The 22,810-nt window shown below is 37.2% G+C and carries 16 protein-coding genes; 11 read left to right on the top strand and 5 right to left on the bottom strand.

The window, feature by feature from the left end; all coding sequences use genetic code 11:
* Positions 1–35 precede the first annotated feature (35 nt).
* Both ACU8DI_RS04255 and ACU8DI_RS04250 read left to right on the top strand, forming a co-directional pair.
* The gene (locus ACU8DI_RS04255; RefSeq protein WP_447111492.1) at positions 36–488 is read left to right on the top strand and encodes a 6-pyruvoyl trahydropterin synthase family protein; all 453 of its coding nucleotides are present in this window, start codon (positions 36–38) and stop codon (positions 486–488) included.
* 10 nt (positions 489–498) lie between these two features.
* Complete coding sequence (locus ACU8DI_RS04250; RefSeq protein ID WP_447111570.1) at positions 499–1,254, top strand: UDP-2,3-diacylglucosamine diphosphatase; 756 nt, start codon at positions 499–501, stop codon at positions 1,252–1,254.
* On the opposite strand, the gene ACU8DI_RS04245 is transcribed toward ACU8DI_RS04250, so the two are convergent.
* From ACU8DI_RS04245 to ACU8DI_RS04235, 3 genes are read right to left on the bottom strand one after another with little or no spacing between them, the layout of a single operon-like run.
* Positions 1,251–2,522 (bottom strand): MFS transporter, encoded by a 1,272-nt coding sequence (locus ACU8DI_RS04245; RefSeq protein ID WP_447111491.1) that lies wholly within the window; start codon positions 2,520–2,522, stop codon positions 1,251–1,253. The genes ACU8DI_RS04250 and ACU8DI_RS04245 overlap by 4 nt on opposite strands.
* A 3-nt stretch (positions 2,523–2,525) precedes the next feature.
* The gene (gene recJ / locus ACU8DI_RS04240) at positions 2,526–4,214 is read right to left on the bottom strand and encodes a single-stranded-DNA-specific exonuclease RecJ (RefSeq protein ID WP_447111490.1); all 1,689 of its coding nucleotides are present in this window, start codon (positions 4,212–4,214) and stop codon (positions 2,526–2,528) included.
* Positions 4,215–4,236: 22 nt separating this feature from the next.
* Complete coding sequence (locus ACU8DI_RS04235) at positions 4,237–4,659, bottom strand: OsmC family protein (RefSeq protein WP_447111489.1); 423 nt, start codon at positions 4,657–4,659, stop codon at positions 4,237–4,239.
* 89 nt (positions 4,660–4,748) lie between these two features.
* Here ACU8DI_RS04235 and ACU8DI_RS04230 point away from each other — a divergent pair, with 89 nt between their 5' ends.
* The 3 genes from ACU8DI_RS04230 (at position 4,749) to ACU8DI_RS04220 (ending at position 12,923) form a co-directional block, all read left to right on the top strand.
* Positions 4,749–5,351: a carboxymuconolactone decarboxylase family protein gene (locus tag ACU8DI_RS04230; protein WP_447111488.1), complete on the top strand. Its 603-nt coding sequence runs from the start codon at positions 4,749–4,751 to the stop codon at positions 5,349–5,351.
* A gap of 148 nt (positions 5,352–5,499) precedes the next feature.
* Positions 5,500–8,340, top strand: coding sequence for a carboxypeptidase-like regulatory domain-containing protein (locus tag ACU8DI_RS04225; RefSeq protein WP_447111487.1), 2,841 nt, complete (start codon positions 5,500–5,502; stop codon positions 8,338–8,340).
* 5 nt (positions 8,341–8,345) lie between these two features.
* Positions 8,346–12,923: a TonB-dependent receptor plug domain-containing protein gene (locus tag ACU8DI_RS04220; protein ID WP_447111486.1), complete on the top strand. Its 4,578-nt coding sequence runs from the start codon at positions 8,346–8,348 to the stop codon at positions 12,921–12,923.
* A 1-nt stretch (position 12,924) separates the two neighbouring features.
* Here ACU8DI_RS04220 and rsmI read toward each other — a convergent pair whose 3' ends face one another.
* Positions 12,925–13,596, bottom strand: coding sequence for a 16S rRNA (cytidine(1402)-2'-O)-methyltransferase (gene rsmI, locus ACU8DI_RS04215; protein ID WP_447111485.1), 672 nt, complete (start codon positions 13,594–13,596; stop codon positions 12,925–12,927).
* Positions 13,597–13,686: 90 nt separating this feature from the next.
* Here rsmI and ACU8DI_RS04210 point away from each other — a divergent pair, with 90 nt between their 5' ends.
* Positions 13,687–17,082 carry a DUF7933 domain-containing protein gene (locus ACU8DI_RS04210; protein WP_447111484.1) on the top strand — a complete coding sequence of 1,132 codons (3,396 nt, stop codon included), beginning with the start codon at positions 13,687–13,689 and terminating at the stop codon, positions 17,080–17,082.
* Positions 17,083–17,085: 3 nt separating this feature from the next.
* Here the strand turns inward: ACU8DI_RS04210 and ACU8DI_RS04205 are convergent, their stop codons facing one another.
* Positions 17,086–17,826, bottom strand: coding sequence for a hypothetical protein (locus ACU8DI_RS04205; protein WP_447111483.1), 741 nt, complete (start codon positions 17,824–17,826; stop codon positions 17,086–17,088).
* Between the two features lie 103 nt (positions 17,827–17,929).
* On the opposite strand from ACU8DI_RS04205, the gene ACU8DI_RS04200 reads away from it, so the two are divergent.
* From ACU8DI_RS04200 to ACU8DI_RS04180, 5 genes are all read left to right on the top strand, one after another.
* Positions 17,930–18,583, top strand: coding sequence for a thymidine kinase (locus ACU8DI_RS04200; protein ID WP_447111482.1), 654 nt, complete (start codon positions 17,930–17,932; stop codon positions 18,581–18,583).
* Positions 18,570–19,676: an alanine racemase gene (gene alr / locus ACU8DI_RS04195; protein WP_447111481.1), complete on the top strand. Its 1,107-nt coding sequence runs from the start codon at positions 18,570–18,572 to the stop codon at positions 19,674–19,676. The genes ACU8DI_RS04200 and alr overlap by 14 nt, the downstream gene beginning before the upstream one ends.
* A 73-nt stretch (positions 19,677–19,749) precedes the next feature.
* The gene (mscL, locus tag ACU8DI_RS04190; RefSeq protein WP_447111480.1) at positions 19,750–20,151 is read left to right on the top strand and encodes a large conductance mechanosensitive channel protein MscL; all 402 of its coding nucleotides are present in this window, start codon (positions 19,750–19,752) and stop codon (positions 20,149–20,151) included.
* A gap of 122 nt (positions 20,152–20,273) precedes the next feature.
* The gene (locus tag ACU8DI_RS04185) at positions 20,274–21,263 is read left to right on the top strand and encodes an aspartate-semialdehyde dehydrogenase (protein ID WP_447111479.1); all 990 of its coding nucleotides are present in this window, start codon (positions 20,274–20,276) and stop codon (positions 21,261–21,263) included.
* A 178-nt stretch (positions 21,264–21,441) separates the two neighbouring features.
* Positions 21,442–22,809 carry an Ig-like domain-containing protein gene (locus ACU8DI_RS04180; RefSeq protein WP_447111478.1) on the top strand — a complete coding sequence of 456 codons (1,368 nt, stop codon included), beginning with the start codon at positions 21,442–21,444 and terminating at the stop codon, positions 22,807–22,809.
* Position 22,810 lies beyond the last annotated feature (1 nt).

Below are 22,810 nucleotides of genomic sequence, written 5' to 3'. Positions count from 1 at the left end.
AAAATGAATATCTTTGTACTGAAAATAAAATTTAAATGAGCAACATTCGCATAACAAAACAGTTCTCTTTTGAAACCGGTCACGCCCTATATGGTTATGATGGAAAGTGTAAAAACGTCCATGGTCATAGCTATCGCTTAGACGTGACTGTTATTGGTAAGCCTATTGCTGATTCAACTCACGTGAAATTTGGAATGGTCATTGACTTTGGGGATTTAAAGAAAATTGTGAAGGAAGATATTGTAGATGTTTTTGATCATGCAACTGTCTTCAATAAAAATACACCTCATGTAGAATTAGCGAAGGAACTTGAAGATAGAGGACATAACGTATTATTGGTAGATTATCAACCTACCAGTGAAATGATGGTCATTGATTTTGCTAACAAAATTAAGTTACGTTTACCGCATAACATACAGCTACATTCTTTAAAACTTCAAGAAACAGCCACATCGTATGCACAGTGGTTTGCCTCCGACAATGACTAAACCAACCCACATAAAAATTCCGGAGGGAAAGAAAATTTACTTTTCATCAGATAATCATTTGGGAGCTCCCTCGAAGGAAGCTTCTAGACCTCGTGAAAAAAAGTTTGTGGCATGGCTGGACGAGATTAAAAAAGATGCGGCAGCCATCTTTCTTCTTGGGGATTTATTTGACTTTTGGATGGAGTACAGAAAAGTGGTTCCTAAAGGTTTCACAAGAACCTTAGGGAAGTTAGCTGAGATTAGCGATGCAGGCATTCCTATTTACTATTTTGTAGGTAATCACGATTTATGGATGAACGGATATTTTGAGGAAGAACTCCATATTCCTGTTTTTCATAAGCCAAAAGAATTTATGATTAACGACACTTCTTTTTTTATAGGGCATGGCGACGGATTAGGCCCAGGAGATAAAGGTTATAAGCGAATGAAAAAGCTCTTTACAAATCCTTTTTGTGTTTGGTTGTTTAGGCGATTTATACATCCTGATTTTGGCATGAGAATAGGCCATTATTTATCAGTAAAAAACAAAATGATTTCTGGTGATGAAGACGCTAAGTTTTTAGGTGAAGACAATGAATGGCTCGTGCAATACTGCAAGCGAAAACTCGAGCAACAGCATCGTGATTACTTTGTATTTGGCCACAGACATCTTCCCATGGAAATTGACCTAAATGATACGTCGCGATATATTAACCTAGGAGACTGGATCCAATATTATACCTATGGTGTATTTGATGGTAAAACCTTCGATTTGAAAAAATACTAGGATGCCTCCGAGTTATGCTTTTCAATATCTTCTCGTAAATCAAGTTCACTTAACGCCTTATTCTTCATTTTGATTAATACCACAATGATGAGTGTTACGGATCCGCCAAATATGACGGCTAAAGGCGCACCAAACAGTCTTGCAGCAATACCGCTTTCAAGAGCTCCTAATTCATTAGAAGAACCCACAAACATTGAATTTACCGCACCTACTCTACCTCTCATGGCATCCGGAGTTTTAAGCTGAAGAATGGTTTGACGCACAACCATTGAAATGCCATCGAAAACGCCTGAAAAGAAAAGTGCGATGACGCTTAACCACAACAATTTGGAGGCACCAAATATGATCATACAAACACCAAACCCAAAAACAGAAACAAGTAATTTCTTCCCTGTATTTTTTGTGATTGGTATGTAAGTAGTCGCTAACATGGTGATGATACTGCCCGAAGAAAGTGCGGCATTTAATATCCCAAATCCTTTGGGACCAGCATCTAATATATCTTTTGCGAATACGGCGAAAATTGCTACCGCACCTCCAAAAAGCACTGCAATCATATCCAATGTTAATGCCCCTAAAATCACTTTGTCTTTAAATACAAAGCGGATTCCTGCCTCTAAACTCTCCCTAACGGTCTCTTTTGACGATTTATTCAAAATAGGTTTTGGTGCTATTTGAAACACGAGTAGCAATGATAACATGACTAAAAAGAAAATAATACCAAGGGTGTAGTGGACGCCTATCCATGCAATAAAAAAGCCACCACATAAAGCACCAAAGACATTGGCACCTTTCCAAGTACTACTGCTCCATGTTGCTGCATTTGGATAAGCCTTTTTAGGGACTAAAAGGGCTATTAGTGAAAATATTGTTGGTCCAAAAAATGCTCTCAAGACTCCTCCGAAAAAAACGAGGGCATAAATTCCAAATAAAATAACATGGGTTTCCCAAGATGATTCTACTTTGTCTGAAGTCAATAGGAATAATCCAAAACTTATCAACGAAAATAGGGCAATACAAACTGTAAATAAGTTACGTTTTTCCTTCTTATCGACGATATGCCCAGCAAAAGGCGCTAGGAAAAAAGCTGGTAAAAATTCACAAAGACCAATAATTCCTAGTGACAATGGGTCTTCAGTTAACGCATATACTTGCCATTCTATAACCACAAACTGCATAGACCAACCAAAGACTAATGCAAAGCGTACCAACAGAAAAATGTTGAATTCTCTGATTCTTAATGCGGCATATGGATCGTTTCTTTCCAAATATTATGGCTTAATATCTCTCAATTTAAGTTGTAAACTAACTTGCCCTTGCCAATGATTTTCGTCAATGGAGTAGACGGCACTAAAGTAGTTATTCTGCTTTACTAAATCCAATTTATCACCTAGGTTAAATCCGATACCCGAAATTTTACACGCACCTTGTACCAAATCTAACTTTAAATGTTTATCATCGTCACCCACACATCGACCATAGCCATTGTCTCTTAAATTAGCTGTCATAAAAATTGGTGACATATTTCCTGGTCCAAAGGGAGCAAACTGTTTTAAAATCCTGTAAAATTTGGGCGTAATGTCGCTGAGGTTTAATTCTGAATCAATTTTAATTTCTGGCACCAATAAATTCCTATCAATCGTATTTGATACCTCATCTTCAAATGCCTGTTTAAATGCTTCGTAATTTTCCTCTTTCAAGGTCAATCCGGCAGCATATTTGTGACCACCAAACTGTTCGATATGCTCACTACATGCTTCTAAGGCATTGTAAACGTCAAATCCAGGAACCGAACGTGCCGATGCTGCCAATTTTTCGCCACTTTTCGTAAATACCAATGTTGGCCTAAAATATGTTTCCGTAAGTCGAGATGCGACAATGCCAATCACACCTTTATGCCACGACTCATCATAAACGACCGTTGTAAGCCTATTTTCTTCATTATTTTTTTCAATTTGATCAAGCGCTTCTTTGGTGATATATTGATCGGCTTCTCGACGATCTAAATTAAAAGAATTAATCTCCTCAGCATAAATTTTTGCTAAGTCTTCATCAGTTTCAGTTAATAAACTTACCGCATAATTACCATGCTTCATTCGACCTGCAGCATTAATTCTTGGGGCCACAATAAAAACAACATCTGTAATCGTAAATTCTTGTTTTTTGACCTGATCAATAATCGCTTTTATTCCTGGTCTAGGATTGGTATTGATTACTTGTAATCCGAAGTAAGCCAAAGCACGATTTTCTCCAGTAATAGGGACTATATCAGCGCCAATGGCAGTGGCGACCAAATCCAAATAGGTGCCAAGTTCCTCTATAGTTTGACCATTGTTCTTTGCTAAGGCTTGAATGAGTTTGAATCCCACGCCACAACCACAAAGTTCCTTGTAAGGATACTTGCAATCCTCACGTTTCGGATCTAAAATTGCTACAGCCTTTGGCAATGATGTGCCTGGTCTGTGATGGTCGCAAATAATAAAATCGATGCCCTTTTTTGATGCATAGGCTACCTTGTCAATAGCTTTTACACCACAATCCAAAGCAATAATTAAAGTAAAATCGTTGTCGTGGGCAAAATCAATTCCTTTAAACGATATGCCATAACCTTCATCATACCGATCTGGAATATAGGTTGCAACTCTGTTGGATCTCGTTTTTAGATATGAAGACATGAGTGCCACAGACGTTGTTCCATCAACATCATAGTCACCATAAACCAAAATATTTTCATTATTTTCTAGAGCAGTTTCAATACGTTCTACAGCAATATTCATATCCTTCATAAGATAAGGATCGTGTAAATCTGAAATACTAGGTCTGAAAAATGTTTTTGCAGCTTCATAAGTGTCAATGCCACGCTGAACTAACAGCTTAGCAATAGACACATCAACTTGCAATGCTTTTTGTAAAATATCGACAGATTGAGCATCTGGTTTCGGTTTTATTGTCCAACGCATACACAAATATAGATTATTTTCTCTATATATTATGATAATGAATAGATATCTCTATGGTCGCAAATTGTCTAAACATTTCCATCACGCCACAATATTTTGTGACGGAAAGGTCTACCGCTTTCTTCATTTTGTCTTCATCCAATTGCCCTCCATAAAAGTGGTATTCCACCTTAACTGAATGATAATATTTTGGATGTTCGTCTGTCAGTTCTCCATACGTGTCTATTCTAAAATCAGAGAAGGGTACCTTCATTTTCTTTAAAATTGATACCACATCTAATCCAGAACAGCCTGCCAGAGAAGACAACATTAAGGCTTTCGGTCTGAATCCAGAACCATGTCCTCCATGCTCAGCAGATGTATCGATTAAAAACGTTTTTTCACTTGGGTTATCTGATTCAAATTGCAAATTGCCTTTCCAATGAGTCACTACTTTATCTGCCATAATTTAATGATTTAAGTTTTCGGTTGCTTCTGTATATAAATACTATCTTAGTCAAAAATACTATTTAAAAAAACAAATTTCTATTACATATGGCATTAGTTACACCACTATCCGCAGATCATGATCCAGAAACAAAAGAACTTGCTAAATTCTTTAATGAAACACTCGGATTTTGTCCAAATTCCGTACTAACAATGCAACACAGACCTGCCATTTCCAAAGCGTTTATCAACTTAAACAAAGCGGTAATGGCCAATGAAGGCCGCGTGACATCCGCCTTAAAACGTTTAATTGCATGGGTCTCAAGTAATGCCACTGGCTGTCGTTACTGTCAAGCGCATGCCATTCGTGCAGCTGAACGTTATGGCGCCGAACAAGAGCAACTGGACAACATCTGGGATTACCGAACGCACTCAGCCTTTTCTGAAGCCGAACGTGCTGCATTGGATTTTAGTTTGGCCGCTTCGCAAGTACCTAATGCCGTTAATGCTGAAATTAAAAACAATCTATACAAATATTGGGATGAAGGTGAAATCGTTGAGATGCTTGGTGTGATTTCTCTTTTTGGCTATTTAAATAGATGGAATGATTCTATGGGAACTACGATGGAATCTGGTGCCATCGATAGTGGATATCAATATTTGGGCAAATATGGTTTCGAAGTTGGAAAACACGATGGTTCTCAATATTAACATTAAAAACTTAAACTAGTAATGATGGTTTTCGCTTAAATAAGTAGTGGGTTTGAATGACTTCGCTCACCCAAACACCTCCTTCACTCATTGATGGTTTTTAAAATGCTGATGCTCCTATAGTTTTGAACTATAAAACCATCAAGACATGAAAAACCAACCACTACTTTCTTATTTATGCCTCTTATTTTTATTGGCTTTTGGCACTACCATGGGTCAAAGCGGCATTGTCTCAGGAACTTTAACTTCTGAAACTGATGGACTACCATTGCCTGGTTTGTCTATCATAGTAAAAGGAACCTCACTAGGGACACAAACAGATTTTGACGGCAACTATAGTATTAAATGCCAAGTTGGCGACACCTTGGTATACTCATACATTGGGATGAAAACTCGTGAAGTAAGAGTTACCAGTGCCATGTTTGGAATCGATACCAACATTAATTTTATTGAACAAATCCCAGTAGAGACCGTTGAAAATAAAGCTTATGCAGAGGCATTGCGCCTTAGGTCTAACTCCATAATCAACATCCCAAGCCTAAACCAGTCCAAACACACGTACAAACAAAACAGCCATAGATTTAATGAAATCAAGTTGATTCGAATCACCGAAGACACCGTCCATTTCAAATATCATAATCCTTATGTATACTTAGAAGCAGGCTATAAGTACGCGTTTGGTGTTCAATTTTTTAAACAAGCTAATCGTCCAAAACTACAGAAAACCTATGCACAAGGAGCATCTCTTGACGGTAGCCTTATGTTTTTAGGGCCTGACACTAACACGCCTTTTTCCTATGGTCCTAAAGTAAACACTCTAGAGTTTGACGGCACAAATTATCCTTATGACATTAATGGCAGTTTAGTTCCGTTAGGAAGTGGTAATGGGCAAAGAGCTAATAGCTATGATAATGACCTTTTAGACACTTCCATAAATCATTCAAACAATGTTTTCGTCAATATTTCTACAGATAAGCTCCTTTTTGGGTTGGATTTCACAAACACCATTTCTAAAGACGTCTTTGATAGAGAGCAAAGAAAGCGAAACGAAATCACTTTATCTTTCAAACATAATGATGCAAGCTCACCTATTTCTAATTGGAATGCCTTCATTACTTATGGTAGCAGTGCAGATAGTCGTCCAAACATTAATGGTTTTATTAATAATGTTCTTTTAAATACATGGGCAACACCAGCAAGTTTCAGTAATAGACAAGGCATACGACTCAGCAATATGTCTCAGCGTCAATTTAACTCAAATTACAACAATCCACTTTGGCTTCTTCAAAATACGCGTAATCGAGAATCTCATCAGTTCCTTAACACGAGTTTACAAAACAAAATAGATTTTTCTAAATACACCTCACTTGATGGTATGTTGAGCTACTCTAGGACTACAATGCAACAAGATTTTGGCCAAGTTACTAATACCGTAGGATTCGAAAATGGCTATTTAAGTCATAAAGCTATAAAGACCAATACCATAAATGCCATCGCAAGGTTTAAAACACAAAACGACAATAGCTCTGATAATTATTTAACTTATAAAGCAATAGCTGATTGGTCTTTGGAACATCTAGATTATAATTTAGAAGAATCCATGGGGTTTGACGCTTTCTCATTTCATAACCCTAGTTTTTCAACGGATAGAATGCTTCAAATGCAACGCCATTCATTAAGGCTTCTAAACAAGGTTGATATGGAATTTGACAATGCTCATATTGGTGTTAGTATTGGTAATAATTCTTATGTGACCTCTATTCAAAAAAACGCATGGATACTTCCTTTTATCTCGCTTGACGTGGATATTGAGGACCTATTTAATATCAATGCATTCAACGAGCTTTCTTTAAAAATGAGTACCAATTTTGATGTGAAGGAACCTGCGCTTTATTATGACAATCAGAGTCATAACAGTCTTCAATTATTGCCTTCCGACAGTCAGAGCTATACAGCAAACAATGATTTATTTATCAACCAAGCACTGAGTTTAGAAAAGAAACGACATTATACCCTTGGCTTGACCTCTCGCTTCTATGCTTTTAATTCTAGCATCAATTTGGGCGTGAGTTATTACACTTCTGAAACTGATGATAGTGTGTTTCCTGTTTATGAAAATAACAGGTATCTATTGAAAAATGTAGCGGATATTAGAAATAGGGGTCTTGAACTAGCTTTAAATACGACCATATATCTAGGAAATAATATACGCTATAGCCCGAAATTGGTGTTTTCTACTTACCGAACTAAAGTCATTAGGTTAATCGATGATACAGATCGCATCCCCATTGCTGGATTTTCAAATGTTTCTAAAAACCTAATAGTAGGAGAGCCAGCTGGCGTCATTATGGGTTCTGCTTTTGCTCGTGATAATCAAAACAATCTTATAATAGATGATCAAGGATATCCAGTTGTTGACAACCAAATAAGAGTGATTGGTGATCCTACTCCAGATTTTAATGTAGGATTTACCAACAGCTTTTATTGGAAAAACCTAAAATTAAGTGTTGTTGTCGATATTCAAAAAGGAGGAGATGTTTGGAATGGCACGCAAAATACGCTAAACTATCTCGGTAGATCTCAGCAATCTGCAAAAGAACGCGCCATTACCAATTATATCTATGAAGGTGTTGATGTAAACGGCTTGCAAAATACCATTCCTGTAGATTTTTATAATCCTGAAAATCCCGTGACAGATAACAGGTTTGTGAGGTATGGGTTTTCTGGTGTTGGTGAGGAGGCTATTGTAGACGGAAGTTATATCAACTTAAAAACCATCGACCTTTCCTACAAATTCGAATTCAATTACTCCAAACATATTCGAGAATTGGGTGTTGGCATCTACGCCAACAATCTGGCTACTTGGACAAACTACGAAGGCGCGTCTCCTTACAGTAGTTTATTCGATACCAATTCTGGACAAGGTCTTAACTTTTTCAATCTTCCTATCGCCAGTGAAGTTGGGTTTAAACTGAACTTAAAAATTTAATCGCCATGAAAACTATTACTCAAAGATTCACCTATACTGTATGCGCTATTTTAGCTGTTTGTTCATTAATGGCTTTCAAAGCATATCACAACGAGAACTCAAAGAATTACATTGAAAAAATATATACACAAACAGATAGAAGCTTCTATTTTCCTGGAGAAACTATTTGGTTCAAATCCTATGTAGTACTAGAGGATAATTCGGTTTCCAATATTAGTGATATTGTAAATGCCCAATTAATTTCACCAAAAGGTGCCGTTATAAAAACATTAAAACTCGCCATGAAAGACGGTTACGTATATGGCAATTTTCATGTTAATGATGATTGGCTTGGCGGTCAATACACATTAAAAGTGTTTACGAATTGGATGCGAAATTTTGGTGACGATCACCTATTTACCAAGAAACTTACCATTCAAAAAATTGTTAACCCGAACCTCTTACTCAAATTAAAATTTGAAAAAGAAGGCTATGGTATTAATTCTGAAGTTTTTGCAAACTTTGAAGTAAAAGACCTAAAGAACCAACCACTTAGCAATCATGAAATTGCTTATGTCGTATCAGTCAAAGGTGAAAAATTTATTTCAAAAACAATACTCACAGATGCCTCTGGAAAGGCCACGCCAAACTTTCTACTTCCGAAAGATTTAAACTCTACAGATGTCACTCTAAATATCCTCATTCCATATAACGGTACTACCGAATCCATTTCAAGAAGTGTCCCTGTAACACTGGATAATTTAGACTTACAGTTTTTTCCTGAAAGCGGGAAAATTATTGCGGGAACTCAAAACACCGTCGCTTTTAAAGCCATCGATGAATTTGGTAAACCCGTTGACGTTGCTGGCCATATTTTAAATGCTGACGGTCAAATTATTACTGAGTTCTCTAGTTTTCACGACGGCATGGGTTGCGTGAGTCTTCATGCTGAAACTGGCGAAAATTATGTGGCGAAATTAAAATCTCCTTTTGTTTCCGAAAGACAAATTAAACTTCCCAAAGTTTATAAAAACGGCACCAAGTTTTCGGTCAAAATTCATAAATCAGAAGCAGAAGTAATGGTGCATTCAACAGAAAAAAAGCCATTAGTTTTAGAAGTGACTAGTGCATCCAAAGTCCTGCTGCAAAAAAAGATTTCAACGAAACATCGAAGTTTCCGTATGGATACGGAATCATTTCCCATGGGTATTACAAAATTCAGCATAAAAAATACTTCGGGACATATTGAAGCAGAAAGATTGGTCTTTGTAAATGCCCACAAACAACTCTGTATCAATATTGATATTGATAAATCTACCTATCAGGCGCGAGAAAAAGTAAGACTAGCCATAACTACAAAAGATAGTACTGGCAAGCCTTTGCCTTCAAACCTTTCAATTGCAGTTGCAGACAATAAATTGGTGTCCTTTGCCGATGATCAACAAGACCACATTTTGTCTTATCTATTAATGTCCTCTGAATTAAAAGGAAACATACATAAACCAGGCTATTATTTTAATCCGAAAAAAGCGAAATCCTACGAAGCGATAGACTATGTAATGTTAACTCATGGTTGGAGAGACTACCAACATAAGTCTTTTGATAATGCTCAATATATGCCAGATCATCATGCCATACAAACTGGAACCATTGTAGACAAAAAAGGGAATCCGATGTTTGCTCGTTTGCTTCTACTCGATAATCACGGAAATCAAGTACTTCTATTTGAAACTGAACCCGATGGCTCATTTGCATTTAAGTTTAAAGAAAAAACTTCTCTTGTGTTATTGGCATTTCGAGACGATGGAAAACCCGTATTTATAAAAAAGACTGACCTTATTAATGCCAGCTATGAAAGTGACAATATGCTCATCGAACAAGAGAACAAAGAAATTCCAAGGCCATTTGATAAGTTCCAAAAACCAACAGACAAAACCATCAAAAAAAAGGCAAGAGTCGCTGTTTCAATGAACGAAGATACTAACAGTTTGGATGAGGTGATTATTGAAGCTTATAGTTTATCAAATAGCGCTTCTAAAACTACGGCTTCAGTTACAACGATTTCAGCAGAATCCATTGAGAATAGACCCTATGCCTCTGTCGCTCAAACGTTGCAAGGTCAAATTGCAGGATTACAAATAACAAGTGGATCAGGTCAGCCTGGAGCAAATACAACTGTATTATTAAGAGGGTCAAGTAGTATGAGTGGTCACAATGAGCCTTTATTTGTCGTAGATGGTGTTCCTATTAATCAAAAAATTATTGGACGATTGAGTGCTTCAGAAATTAAACAAATAACCATTATTAAAGACGCCTCAGCTACAGCCTTATATGGCTGCAGAGCTGCTAACGGAGTTGTGGTAATATCAACCAATACTGAAGGTTATATCAATAACTACGGAAAGAAAAAACTCAATAGTAAACGTTTCAACAATTACGCGATTCAACATTTTTATCACAGCAAAAACAGACATCTTGACAAGCCTAAGGCATTTTACATGCCTTTGTATGAGGGAGAAAACCTGCCGGAAGAGCGTACTGATTTTCGTCAAACTATTTATTGGAATCCGGTGGTACAAACTGATGAAAATGGAAAAGCAGAACTTGAATTTTACAATAGCGATGCTATAACCTCCTTTAATATACGTGTTGAAGGCGTTAGTTACAATGGTATGGTTGGACGCCAGGAGCTAAATTACGCTACAAAAAAAGCATTACATATTGATTTAAAGACACCCAATTATATGGCTTTGGATGACCTAGTGACCTTACCTTTAAGGATTACAAATGAAACCGATACAGCCATTGAAGCTGTCATAGAATTAAAATTGCCTAGCTATTTGAAACTTGTTAAACCTTTTAACACTCATGTTTCAATAGAATCAAATAGTTCTATCATTAAAAATATTCAAGTCAAACCTATTGAAAAGGTTAAAAAAACAACTATAGATCTTAAGGTACAATCTAAAGAATTTTCCGATGTCACCTCAAAAGAGGTCACCATAATAAGTCCGTATTTTCCAACTGAAACTTCCGTTTCTGGAACTAAGTCACAGGGGTTTGAATTTGATATTAATCACATGGTGGAAGGGAGTTTAACTGCAGATTTCAACATTTATAAAGATGTTATAGGTGATGTGATGCATGGTGTGGAATCCTTAATTCGTCAGCCTTCAGGATGCTTTGAACAAACCTCCTCCACGACTTATCCCAATATTATGGTATTAAAATATCTGAGAGAGTCTGGAAACAGTAATCCAGAGATTGAAGCAAAAGCACTGGCGTTTATTGAGCAAGGATATAAACGTCTCACCGGATTTGAAACCAAACAAGGCGGATTTGAATGGTTTGGAAATACACCTCCACATGAAACGCTTACAGCCTATGGTGTACTTGAATTCACTGAAATGAAGGAAGTGTATAACGGTGTCGACCAAGCTATGATTGATAGAACTGTTGATTGGCTTATGAGTAGAAAGGATGGAAAAGGCGGTTTCAAAAAAAGCAAGAAAGGTTATGACAGTTTTGCAAGCTCTCCTCAAGATATTGCAAATATCTATATCGTATACGCACTCAGTGAAGCAGACATTGATGTGGATTACCGTTTAGAATATCAGATGGCACTTGAAGATGCCTTAAAAAGTGAGGATGCCTATAAAAAGGCAATAATGCTACTGACAAGTGATAACCTCAACAAATCAAATCATGTTGACCAATTGCTGAATGATCTTAAATCGATGATTTCCGACAAGGGCTTTGAAGGGCTTCCTGTGGAAAATACCATCACTCGATCTTATGGCAATGCAAAAAACATTGAGACCACCGCCTTTACGCTTTTAGCTTTAATGAGAGAACCTCACTATAATGAAACATTGATATCGAAAGGGATTGATTTTCTTTTGAAACAAAGAAAAAACAATAGATTCGGTTCTACACAGTCAACGGCCATGGCACTCAAAGCATTAATTACCTATACCAAACACCATAAAAAGAAAATCATCAATGATGCCGATCACATCACTCTGGTTATTAATGGTAAGTCCCTAAAGAAAAACTTAAACGTCGATAGCAATGGTACTATTAGTATAGAAAATATCGCTTCTTATTTTAAAACAGGTAAGCAACAGGTGCTTGTTAATTATTCTAATGAAACTGTTAGTCTTTCTTATTGCCTCACATTAAGATGGGATAGCACATTACCAGATTCATCTAGTGAAAATCCAATAACAATGCAATCCACAATTACAGATAAAGCTTATCACGTGGGAGACAATATCAGTATGAGCATTGACATATCAAACGAGCAAGCAAATCCTACAGGCATGGTTACAGCTGTTGTAGGTATCCCTTCTGGAACGACGGTTCAACCATGGCAACTCAAAGAACTTCTGGAAGAAGAAAAGATTGCTTATTATGAGGTTTTCGATAACTATGTCGTCTTCTACTGGAGAACTTTTAGCCCTCAGGAATTAAAAACCCTCAGACTGGATTTAAAAGCTGACATTGCCGGAGAATATCAAGCACCTGCAAGTTCAGTGTATTTGTATTATGGAGATGAACATAAAACGTGGACACAAGGTAATACTGTAAAAATTATGAATTGATTTATTTTTGACCAGCAACAACAATCACTATTTCACCTTTTGGCGGTTTTTCGGTGTAATGTTGCAGCACCTCTTGGGCAGTCCCTCGAATAGTTTCCTCGTATAATTTGGTCAATTCCCGAGAAACAGAAACAAGTCGATCTTCTCCAAAATATTCGCAGAAATTGGTAAGGGTCTTAAGGAGCTTGTGCGGACTTTCATAAAAAATCATGGTACGAGACTCTTCGGCTAGTAATTTTAAACGGGTTTGTCGTCCTTTTTTTACAGGTAAAAAGCCTTCAAAGACAAATTTGTCATTTGGCAATCCTGAATTCACCAATGCAGGAACAAATGCGGTAGCACCAGGTAGGCATTCTACTGAAATTTGATGTTCAACACAAGCTCTCGTTAACAGGAAACCTGGATCTGAAATAGCTGGAGTTCCCGCATCACTAATAAGTGCTAGAGTTTGTCCACTTTTTAGTTTTTGAATAAGCTGATCGACCATTTTGTGCTCATTGTGCATATGGTGACTTTTCATTGGTGTTACAACATTATAATGTTTCAACAGCTTTCCAGAAGTTCTAGTATCTTCCGCCAATATTAAGTCCACTTGATTCAACACTTCAATAGCTCTAAAAGTCATGTCCTTTAGGTTTCCAATAGGTGTTGGTACAATATAAAGCTTACTCATTACTCCATGTTTTCATTTCAAATTTACAATGTTTTAAACGATATTGACGCAACCTTTTCCGATATTTAGCATCTCAATAAAAACAACCACATGCTTAGAAACCTGTTCCGCTTGCTTTCATTTTTATGCATTATAAACCAACTTACTGCGCAGACAACAGATGTTTCTATCGTGGCACAAGCTCAAAATACTTCTGGTGCTAGTGTGTCACAAGTAGCTATTTATGAAGATTTCCAATACATCGTAACAATTATTAATTCAGGAAATGCTGTCACTAATGCCAGTTTCATGATTACTATGGATAGTGACTTACAAAATTTGAATTTAGATGGCATAACATCTCAAAACAATACTGGAGGTGCGACAGATGCCAGCAATCTTGTTTTAAGTGGAAGTACTTTAACTGGTGTACTTGCTAATCTGCCATCCGACTCAAGTCTGGAAATCAAAATTGAAGTGACTGCGCCACCAGAAGTAGGTGGCATCGCCATTAATGCGATTATTTCTCCACCTGAGGGCACCACAGACACTAATGAATCTAACAACCAATCCCTTATTTCTATTGATGTTATTGATGTTCTCATTGACTTTACTGTTAGTCATTCTCAAACGTCACCAGCCGAAGGAACGCCAATATCTGCCTGGAACGATACCGTAACCTATCAGTTTACCATTACGAATAACAGCAGCATCGATTTCCCTTTGAGTAGTTTCAAAGCGGAATTAGACTTACTTACCGATATCGATTTTGGAAGACCAAATGTGCAACTCGAATCTTTAGAATGTCTCGGTGCCACAGCAGGAACAGAATGTCCTGATGTTTCAGGAATAACTGCTGGAACACCAGTACTAATAAGTGGTGCAACCGAAATGTTTTCGTTTGCAACTCCTCACATCTATACGTCAGGTGGATCCGTTACTTTCGAACTAGTTTACCGATATGTTGACCCATCTTGTGCTGTAGAACTTGATGCCATCGCTGTATCGAGTATTATTAAAATAGAACTCAGCCATGTCAACGAATCTCCCAATACATCCAATACCGTTACAACGAATCTTCTGGAATCTGAATTATGTCAAGTCACAGATATATGCATTGATACCGTTCAAATAGATCCAGATCCTGCTACGATGGTGAACTGGAATGAACCCGTCACATTTCAGACAACCGTCTGTAATAATGGTCCGTTGGATGCTAATATTGCTTTTTTCCTCCAAAATCTTTCACCTACTATTGATTGGAATATTATTTCCGTGACTTGCATAGGAACCACAGGCACGATAGATTGTGATGATTTTATGATTAATATTGAAGAATTGTATTGGGTAAGTACTGCCTTTGTGATGCCTGTTGGTGCCACTATCACCATCGAGACCGTTGTCGAATTTATTGAACCTGAATGTTCAGCGAATACTGATAATAATTTAGCGCACATTAGAAGCGGAACTAATGTGTTAGAAGCCAATATTTTCGATTCAGTCATTGAAAATAGCGCACAAAGTGATTATGTGTTGTTACCTCCAACAGACGAATGCCCTAACAGCGATTTGAGTGTTACAAAAATACAAGTGATCCCAGATTTACCATCGGGTGGAACTCCAGAAAATCCGACTCAAGCGGGCAATATTACCTATGAAATTACAGCAGCTAACTTAAGTGATCTCGACACATTTATAGCCCTTAAAGATTTTACAAATGCCTTGAGCGGTGTTGCAACCACTGGAACTCTCATTTCTGTTGAATGTATAGGCACGACTGGCTCCGCAGAATGTTTTACAATTAACACGGCTAATATTGGAATTCCTTATGATGGCGTTCCACAGGTAGGTGAACCAGATACCTTTTGGGAAATTACAGAAGATGACAACTGGAGTCTGCCAGCCAATAGTTCTGTCACATTCTTGGCGACTGTCTTTTGGGAAACAGATTGCGATATTCTCTCCATTCCGGTCAATAACTCTGTTGAAATTAGTCATACCAATGGCGCGCTCGATAATAATTTAGCCAATAATACTGCAACGGTCATCACCTATTTTGCACCATGTGTAGATTTAGTCGTGCAAACATTTCCTGAATTTACACAAGTGAATATCAATCAGACTTTCGACTGGATTATTGATATTACCAACAGTGAGACAAGTTCTAACGCGATTAACATCCTATTTGAAGATACCATCAATGACGTATTTACCATCACTGGAACACCAACATGCACCGTTACCAATGGTACGGCAACCTGCGTTAGTGGAATTACGACGACAGGTAATACTATAACAGGCACCATAGAAAATATGGAAGCTGCATCCACTATTCAAATTAGAATTCCTGTCACAGCACCTAATTTTGGTGGCGCCTATAATAATATTGCCGTAGCGACACCTAATGAAGAAGATCAGTTTGAGGTATCTCCTGAAACGAATACGTCTATAAGTAATATCCAAGTCGTTGCTCCTATATTAGATAAAAACTATAATCCAGAAACAATCATGATAGGTGAAGAAAGTACGCTAACCTTTATCATTACGAACTTACCTTCAAATCCAGCGCAAACTAATATCGCATTTACAGATGTCTTTCCGCCCGAAATTTCCTTGGTGAGCGCACCAGATTGGGTGTTAAGTAATGGCTGTACCGCAACATTTGTTGGTAATACAGGTGATAATTTTGTGGGAGTAACCGATTTAACATTTCCTGAAGGTGTTAATACCTGTTCATTTAGTGTGGTTGTGACTTCCAATACTCCAGGTGTGTATCTCAACGATGCTAATAATTTTGAAAACCAAAACAATATTGATTTCTCTCAAACCAATGCTACACTAACCGTTTTAGATGACGATTCGGATGTCGATATTAGTATTGCAAAAGAGGTGTCTCCTCAAGATGTTGCTATTGGTGATCAAGTAACGTTTACTATCACAGCGTCTAATATTGGATCAACGGAAGGAACAAATATTTCTATATCAGATCTGTTCCCATCAGGAATGGATTTTATTTCGGCTATAACCTCAGAAGGAAGTTTTGATGCCACTAGCATGTCATGGTCAATCGATGCTTTACAAAGCAATCAAACTGAAACTTTGACCATTGTGGCACTTGTTAACTCCAACAACAATCTCCTCAATATTGCCACATTAGCATCACTGGATCAACCAGATAGAGATGAGACCAACAATACTGATAGCGCTGAAGTCTTTGTAGATGAATGCTTGTACATTCCACAAGGATTCTCTCCTAACAACGATGGAATAAACGATGTTTTTTATGTACAGTGTCTTGAAGAATACTCAAATACACATCTAAAGATTTATAACCGCCTAGGGGTACAAATCTATGAGCAGCATAATTATGAAAACGATTGGAACGGTAAACCAAATATGGGTATTCCTACCACCGATAAACTCCTTCCTACAGGAACCTATTTCTATATATTGGATTTAAATACGGGTGAGAAACCAGAAATTGGTTGGCTCTATCTTAGTTACTGATGTTTAGTCAAACTTTTTCTCAACAATAGCAAGAAAACGGGTCTCAAATTCTTCTTTCCCTACCCAGTTATTGTAATCTGGTTTTACAATATCATTGATTAAATGCGAAGCTTCTTCATAAGAGCTTGTCGTTTTTAGTTGGGACAACACACGTTCATAATCTTCAATTTTACCATTGAATAAGTGTTTGATAAAGGCCAATTTATCGTTGAGCCCGATATTGAGACCGCCATTTTTAAGCTTATCATTTAATGATTTTCTAAAATTCTCATTCGCCTTTGCATCTTCAATAGGCTCAAAAACTGGAATTTCTTCAAAACCAGCAGTAATATCTTCGAGATGCGTATTTTGTTTTGACTTTTTTGCAACAGCAATTTCCAAGAGGTCTTCTGAGTCTTCATCACCTTGAGGCATCTGAGCAACCATATCTTTAATCTTTGACATCACTGGTTCATAGATATCGTCTTGTTCCTTCTCATCAAGGTTGACATAAATTTTATCTTCGATTTCAATATTATCGCTCACTTTATTATTGAAAGCGGTATCCAACATTCCAAAGAAGGACGAATCACTACCAATCGTTGGCATATCCCCTTCAAAATTCTCATTAGCAAACTTGAGAACACTGAGTTTTTCATACAACGCTCCTGCTTCTGCATGCAACTTCACCACATCCTCTTTGCCTTTTAGCTTCAAAATTCTATGTGCGATGCTAATTAAATCTGCTTCCAGCTTCTTCTTCATAACTTTTATTTTTTATTCCCAGTTAGGTTTTTGATTTTTAATAAATTTACGCCACCTTTATACAAAACGAACGGCTCGTTGGTTTTAGTGTTAAAATTACAAAATGTTTCTCGAAAATACAGTAAATCATAAAGAACAATTTGGTTGGATTGAAGTCATTTGCGGCTCCATGTTTTCTGGTAAAACAGAAGAGCTTATTCGTCGCCTTAAACGTGCAAAATTTGCAAGACAGAAAGTAGAAATCTTTAAGCCTGCTGTTGATGTGCGTTATGATGAAGATATGGTTGTCTCACATGACGCTAATGAAATTCGGTCCACACCTGTGCCTGCAGCTGCCAATATTCCAATTCTAGCTGATGGCTGTGATGTTGTTGGTATTGATGAGGCCCAATTTTTTGATGATGAAATTGTGAGAGTTTGTAATGACTTGGCTAACAAAGGAATTCGTGTGATTGTCGCAGGATTAGATATGGATTTTAAGGGTAATCCGTTTGGTCCTATGCCTAACCTTATGGCAACAGCAGAGTATGTGACGAAAGTTCACGCGATTTGCACAAGAACTGGAAATTTAGCCCAGTATAGCTATCGTAAAGCCACCAGTGAAGCTCTAGTGCTTTTAGGTGAAGTAGATGAATACGAACCTTTAAGTAGAGCGGCATTTTATAAAAGCATGCTTCGAGATAAAGTAAGACAAATGAAAGTAAACGACCCAGAAGAAGTGTCTAATAAAGACCCTAAAACGGATGCCAAAAGCTAAGGAAACAGTTTTAGAAATAGATTTAAAAGCCCTCAAACACAACTTTGAGTATCTTAAATCCAAGCTTCAAAATAACACGAAAATACTGGCAGTGGTTAAAGCCTTTGCTTACGGAAGCGATGCCAATGACATTGCTCATTTTCTACAGAATTTAAAAGTTGACTATTTTGCTGTGGCTTATGTCAAGGAAGGTGTTGCGCTTCGCGATGCAGGAATTACCACGCCCATTTTAGTATTACATCCGCAGGCTGTCAATTTTAAAACACTTATCGATCGTTGCTTAGAGCCGAGTTTATATAGCTCGAAAATATTAAATGAGTTTATTGCTGCAGCTTCCGAAGCGAAACAAACCCATTATCCAATTCACTTAAAGTTTAATACAGGACTTAATCGTTTGGGTTTCTGGGAAAAGGATGTTGATCATATTTCTTCAGTGTTAAAAACAACCCAAGCAGTTAAGGTAAAATCGGTTTTTTCACATTTGGCAGCAAGTGAAGATTTTGATGAACAAGACTTTACACGTCTTCAAATTGAAACCTTTAAGGGTATTGCTGACAATATAACTAAATCGCTTGGATACCAGCCCATGTTACACATGGCAAATACTTCTGGTATCTTGAATTATCCCGAAGCTCATTTTGACATGGTACGAACGGGTATCGGATTATATGGTTTTGGCAATTCTGAGGAAGAAAACAAGCACTTGACGCCTGTCGCAACCTTAAAATCTGTAATCTCACAAATTCACTTAATTGAAAAAGGAGAAACCGTAGGCTATAACAGAGCTTATACCAGTTCAGGATTTGAAAAAACAGCCACCATTCCCATCGGTCATGCAGATGGGATTGGCAGACAGTATGGCAACCAAAAAGGATACGTGACCATTGGAAACAAAAAAGCACCAATTATTGGCAATGTCTGTATGGATATGTTAATGGTAAATATTACCGGAATCGATTGTCGAGAAGGCGATGAAGTTATTTTCTTCGGAACCAACCCAACAGCTTCAGAATTTGCAGCCACAGCACAGACCATTTCTTATGAAATTATAACAGCGATTTCACAGCGCGTCAAGCGCATCATCCTAAAATAATCTAGCCTAGTTTTTTAACATATTACTTTTTTATTTAAATTAGAGACTTAATAACTAACTTAAAACATTTATTATGCTCAAAGAATTTAAGAATTTTATTATGACAGGCAATGTCATTGATTTAGCTGTGGCTGTTATACTTGCGGGTGCCGTAGGAATGGTCGTAAATGGTTTTGTCACCGATATTATGATGCCAATTGTGGGTAATTTCGCAGGCGGTGTAGATTTTGCAGATTTAAAATATGTTTTATCTCCAGCAACTGTAGGAGCTGATGGTGAAATTACAAAACCTGAAAATGCCATTATGTATGGTAAATGGGTGAATTCCATTATCAATTTAATTATTGTAGGACTTGTGCTTTTCGCAATTGTTAAAGCCTATAATAAAACCAAAAAACCAGCAGAGCCAGAGGCTCCAGCAGGACCTTCTGAAATTGATTTGTTAAAGGAAATTAGAGATGCTTTGAAAAAATAATCGCTACATTATATATTCTAACGTTAACCGCCTCAAAAAAGAGGCGGTTTTTTTTATTTTTCATGTTTTGAAATTGAATTAATACCTACATTTGTTGTTCACTTTTGAAAATTCAATTACTCATGAAAGTAGCTGTTGTAGGAGCCACAGGCTTAGTAGGCCAAGTGATGCTTAAAGTTTTGGAAGAACGTCACTTCCCAGTTTCGGAATTAATCCCAGTCGCCTCGGAGCGCTCAAAAGGGAAATTGATCCATTTTAAGGGCACAGACTACAAAGTGGTTGGGCTGCAAGACGCGATTGACATGAAACCAAATGTTGCTCTCTTTTCAGCAGGTGGTAGTACCTCTACGGAATGGGCGCCTAAATTTGCAGAAGCAGGTATTACGGTTATTGATAACTCTTCGGCTTGGCGTATGGACCAATCGAAAAAGCTCGTAGTTCCTGAAATAAATGCCTCACAATTGACAGCAAGTGATAAAATTATTGCTAACCCTAATTGCTCTACCATTCAAATGGTGGTTGCCTTGGCTCCGCTTCATAAAAAATATAAAATAAAGCGTATCGTTGTTTCCACCTATCAATCCATCACTGGAACTGGTGTTAAAGCCGTACAGCAATTGGAAAACGAAATGGCAGGAGTTTCTGGGGAAATGGCCTACCCTTATCCTATTCATCAAAATGCCATTCCACATTGCGATGTTTTTGAAGATAATGGCTATACCAAAGAAGAAATGAAATTGGTAAGGGAAACTCAAAAAATTTTAGATGACAGGACGATTGCAGTGACGGCAACGGCTGTAAGGATACCAACAGCTGGTGGACACAGTGAAGCTGTGAATGTGGAGTTTTACAATGATTTTGATTTAAGTGACGTAAGGCAATTACTTAACAATGCTGAAGGTGTTGTTGTACAAGACAATATCGATGTAAATACTTACCCAATGCCAATTTATGCCAATGGAAAAGATGATGTTTTCGTCGGTAGAATACGAAGAGATGGCTCGCAACCAAACACCCTGAATCTTTGGGTTGTTAGTGACAATCTCAGAAAAGGTGCAGCGACCAACACCATTCAAATAGCAGAATATTTAAAGATCAAAAATCTGCTTTAGTATTTCTTTCTTCATATGGTAGGGTTTTGATGGTTTAAGTTGTTTTAGTATTAGCGATACACGAGTGTTCGTTATTACAAATATTCTTCTTGTTGTCTGATAAAAAGTGTATTACAACTAATTAATTATTTGTATTGATGACATTGTGATTATATTTACTATCCAAATTTTACTATAAATGTTAAAAAATTACCTAAAATTATTTGGCATATTTACACTATTCCTAGCTTATTACTCTTGTAGTGACGACGACAATTATGTGGCAGTGACTATACAAGCCAATAATGATAGTGTTGAGGTTCTTCAGAATAATAGTATTTCTATTGCTGTACTTTCAAACGATACGAATATACCTTCAAGTGGTACATTGTCAAGTACCAGTCCACAGCATGGAACAGTTGAAGTTTTAGATACTGAAGCAACTCCAGAAGACCCTTCTGATGACACCATTTTATATACGCCAAACTTAGACTACAATGGCGCTGACAGCTTTCAGTACACCATATGTAATAGCAATGGCAGTTGTGCTACCGCTACGGTTTCCATCACAGTTTTACCTGTTTCACCTGTAGTGGTAGATTTAGAAAATATGCCTTATGGCACGCTCTCCGAATATCATTTTTTTGAAGGGGACTTAAAAGATCTTAATCCTGTTTTCGGTGTCCTTCCGTACGATATTAATTCGCCGTTGTTTAGTGACTATGCTCATAAAAAGCGATTTGTCTGGATGCCAGATGGTACAAAAGCAAATTACAACAGTGATTTTACGCCTCTCGATTTTCCAATTGGCGCGGTGTTAATCAAAAATTTCTACTACGATAACGTCCAGCCTAGCAACGAAACTAGAATTATTGAAACTCGCTTAATGTATATGACTGCAGAGGGCTGGGATTTTGCTAAATATGTTTGGAATGATGAACAGACAGAAGCGTCTTTCTCCAATGCTGGAAGCTTTACGAATATAGAATGGATCGAAGATGGTGCTACCAAAACTGTGAATTACAGAATTCCTTCAAGAAATGAATGCTTTACTTGTCACAATAAATTTGGAACGCCTGTTCCGATTGGACCAAAACCTCAAAATTTAAATAGGGATATCACCTATACTGATGAAACCATCAACCAGCTTCAAAAGTGGATTAATGTTGGCTATTTGCAAAATAATCTTCCAACTAATATCGTATCGACCGTTAATTGGGAAGATGAGTCATTGGATTTAAATTTAAGACTGCGGTCCTATTTAGATATAAACTGTGCACATTGTCACTCAGAAGAAAGTTACTGTGAATACAGACCAATGCGTTTTGCCTTCAATGAAAATGAAGATGATACGAATAAAGGGGTTTGTGTCACACCAGATACACAAATAAACGGAACTTCTTTTATTGTTGTTCCAGGAGATATAGAAGCATCTGTACTCAGATTTAGAGTTAATTCTGTTGAAGAAAATAACAGAATGCCGCTTTTAGGTCGTACCCTTAAACATGTTGAAGGTGTACGACTTATAGAAGATTGGATCAATTCTCTAGAAGGAGTATGTGAATAAA

The organism is Psychroserpens sp. BH13MA-6 (assembly GCF_052983595.1).
The sequence above is the reverse complement of the archived record's forward strand: the minus strand, read 5'-3'. Positions and strand labels throughout refer to the sequence as shown.

What these genes read in the sequence shown, in the direction of transcription:
- ACU8DI_RS04200 (WP_447111482.1), top strand. Translation starts at nt 17,930, where the DNA reads ATGTTTCTCGAAAATACAGTAAATCATAAAGAACAATTTGGTTGGATT.
- ACU8DI_RS04230 (WP_447111488.1), top strand. Translation starts at nt 4,749, where the DNA reads ATGGCATTAGTTACACCACTATCCGCAGATCATGATCCAGAAACAAAA.
- ACU8DI_RS04205 (WP_447111483.1), bottom strand. Translation starts at nt 17,826, where the DNA reads ATGAAGAAGAAGCTGGAAGCAGATTTAATTAGCATCGCACATAGAATT.
- mscL (WP_447111480.1), top strand. Translation starts at nt 19,750, where the DNA reads ATGCTCAAAGAATTTAAGAATTTTATTATGACAGGCAATGTCATTGAT.
- alr (WP_447111481.1), top strand. Translation starts at nt 18,570, where the DNA reads ATGCCAAAAGCTAAGGAAACAGTTTTAGAAATAGATTTAAAAGCCCTC.
- ACU8DI_RS04180 (WP_447111478.1), top strand. Translation starts at nt 21,442, where the DNA reads ATGTTAAAAAATTACCTAAAATTATTTGGCATATTTACACTATTCCTA.
- recJ (WP_447111490.1), bottom strand. Translation starts at nt 4,214, where the DNA reads ATGCGTTGGACAATAAAACCGAAACCAGATGCTCAATCTGTCGATATT.
- ACU8DI_RS04255 (WP_447111492.1), top strand. Translation starts at nt 36, where the DNA reads ATGAGCAACATTCGCATAACAAAACAGTTCTCTTTTGAAACCGGTCAC.
- ACU8DI_RS04225 (WP_447111487.1), top strand. Translation starts at nt 5,500, where the DNA reads ATGAAAAACCAACCACTACTTTCTTATTTATGCCTCTTATTTTTATTG.
- rsmI (WP_447111485.1), bottom strand. Translation starts at nt 13,596, where the DNA reads ATGAGTAAGCTTTATATTGTACCAACACCTATTGGAAACCTAAAGGAC.
- ACU8DI_RS04210 (WP_447111484.1), top strand. Translation starts at nt 13,687, where the DNA reads ATGCTTAGAAACCTGTTCCGCTTGCTTTCATTTTTATGCATTATAAAC.
- ACU8DI_RS04185 (WP_447111479.1), top strand. Translation starts at nt 20,274, where the DNA reads ATGAAAGTAGCTGTTGTAGGAGCCACAGGCTTAGTAGGCCAAGTGATG.
- ACU8DI_RS04235 (WP_447111489.1), bottom strand. Translation starts at nt 4,659, where the DNA reads ATGGCAGATAAAGTAGTGACTCATTGGAAAGGCAATTTGCAATTTGAA.
- ACU8DI_RS04220 (WP_447111486.1), top strand. Translation starts at nt 8,346, where the DNA reads ATGAAAACTATTACTCAAAGATTCACCTATACTGTATGCGCTATTTTA.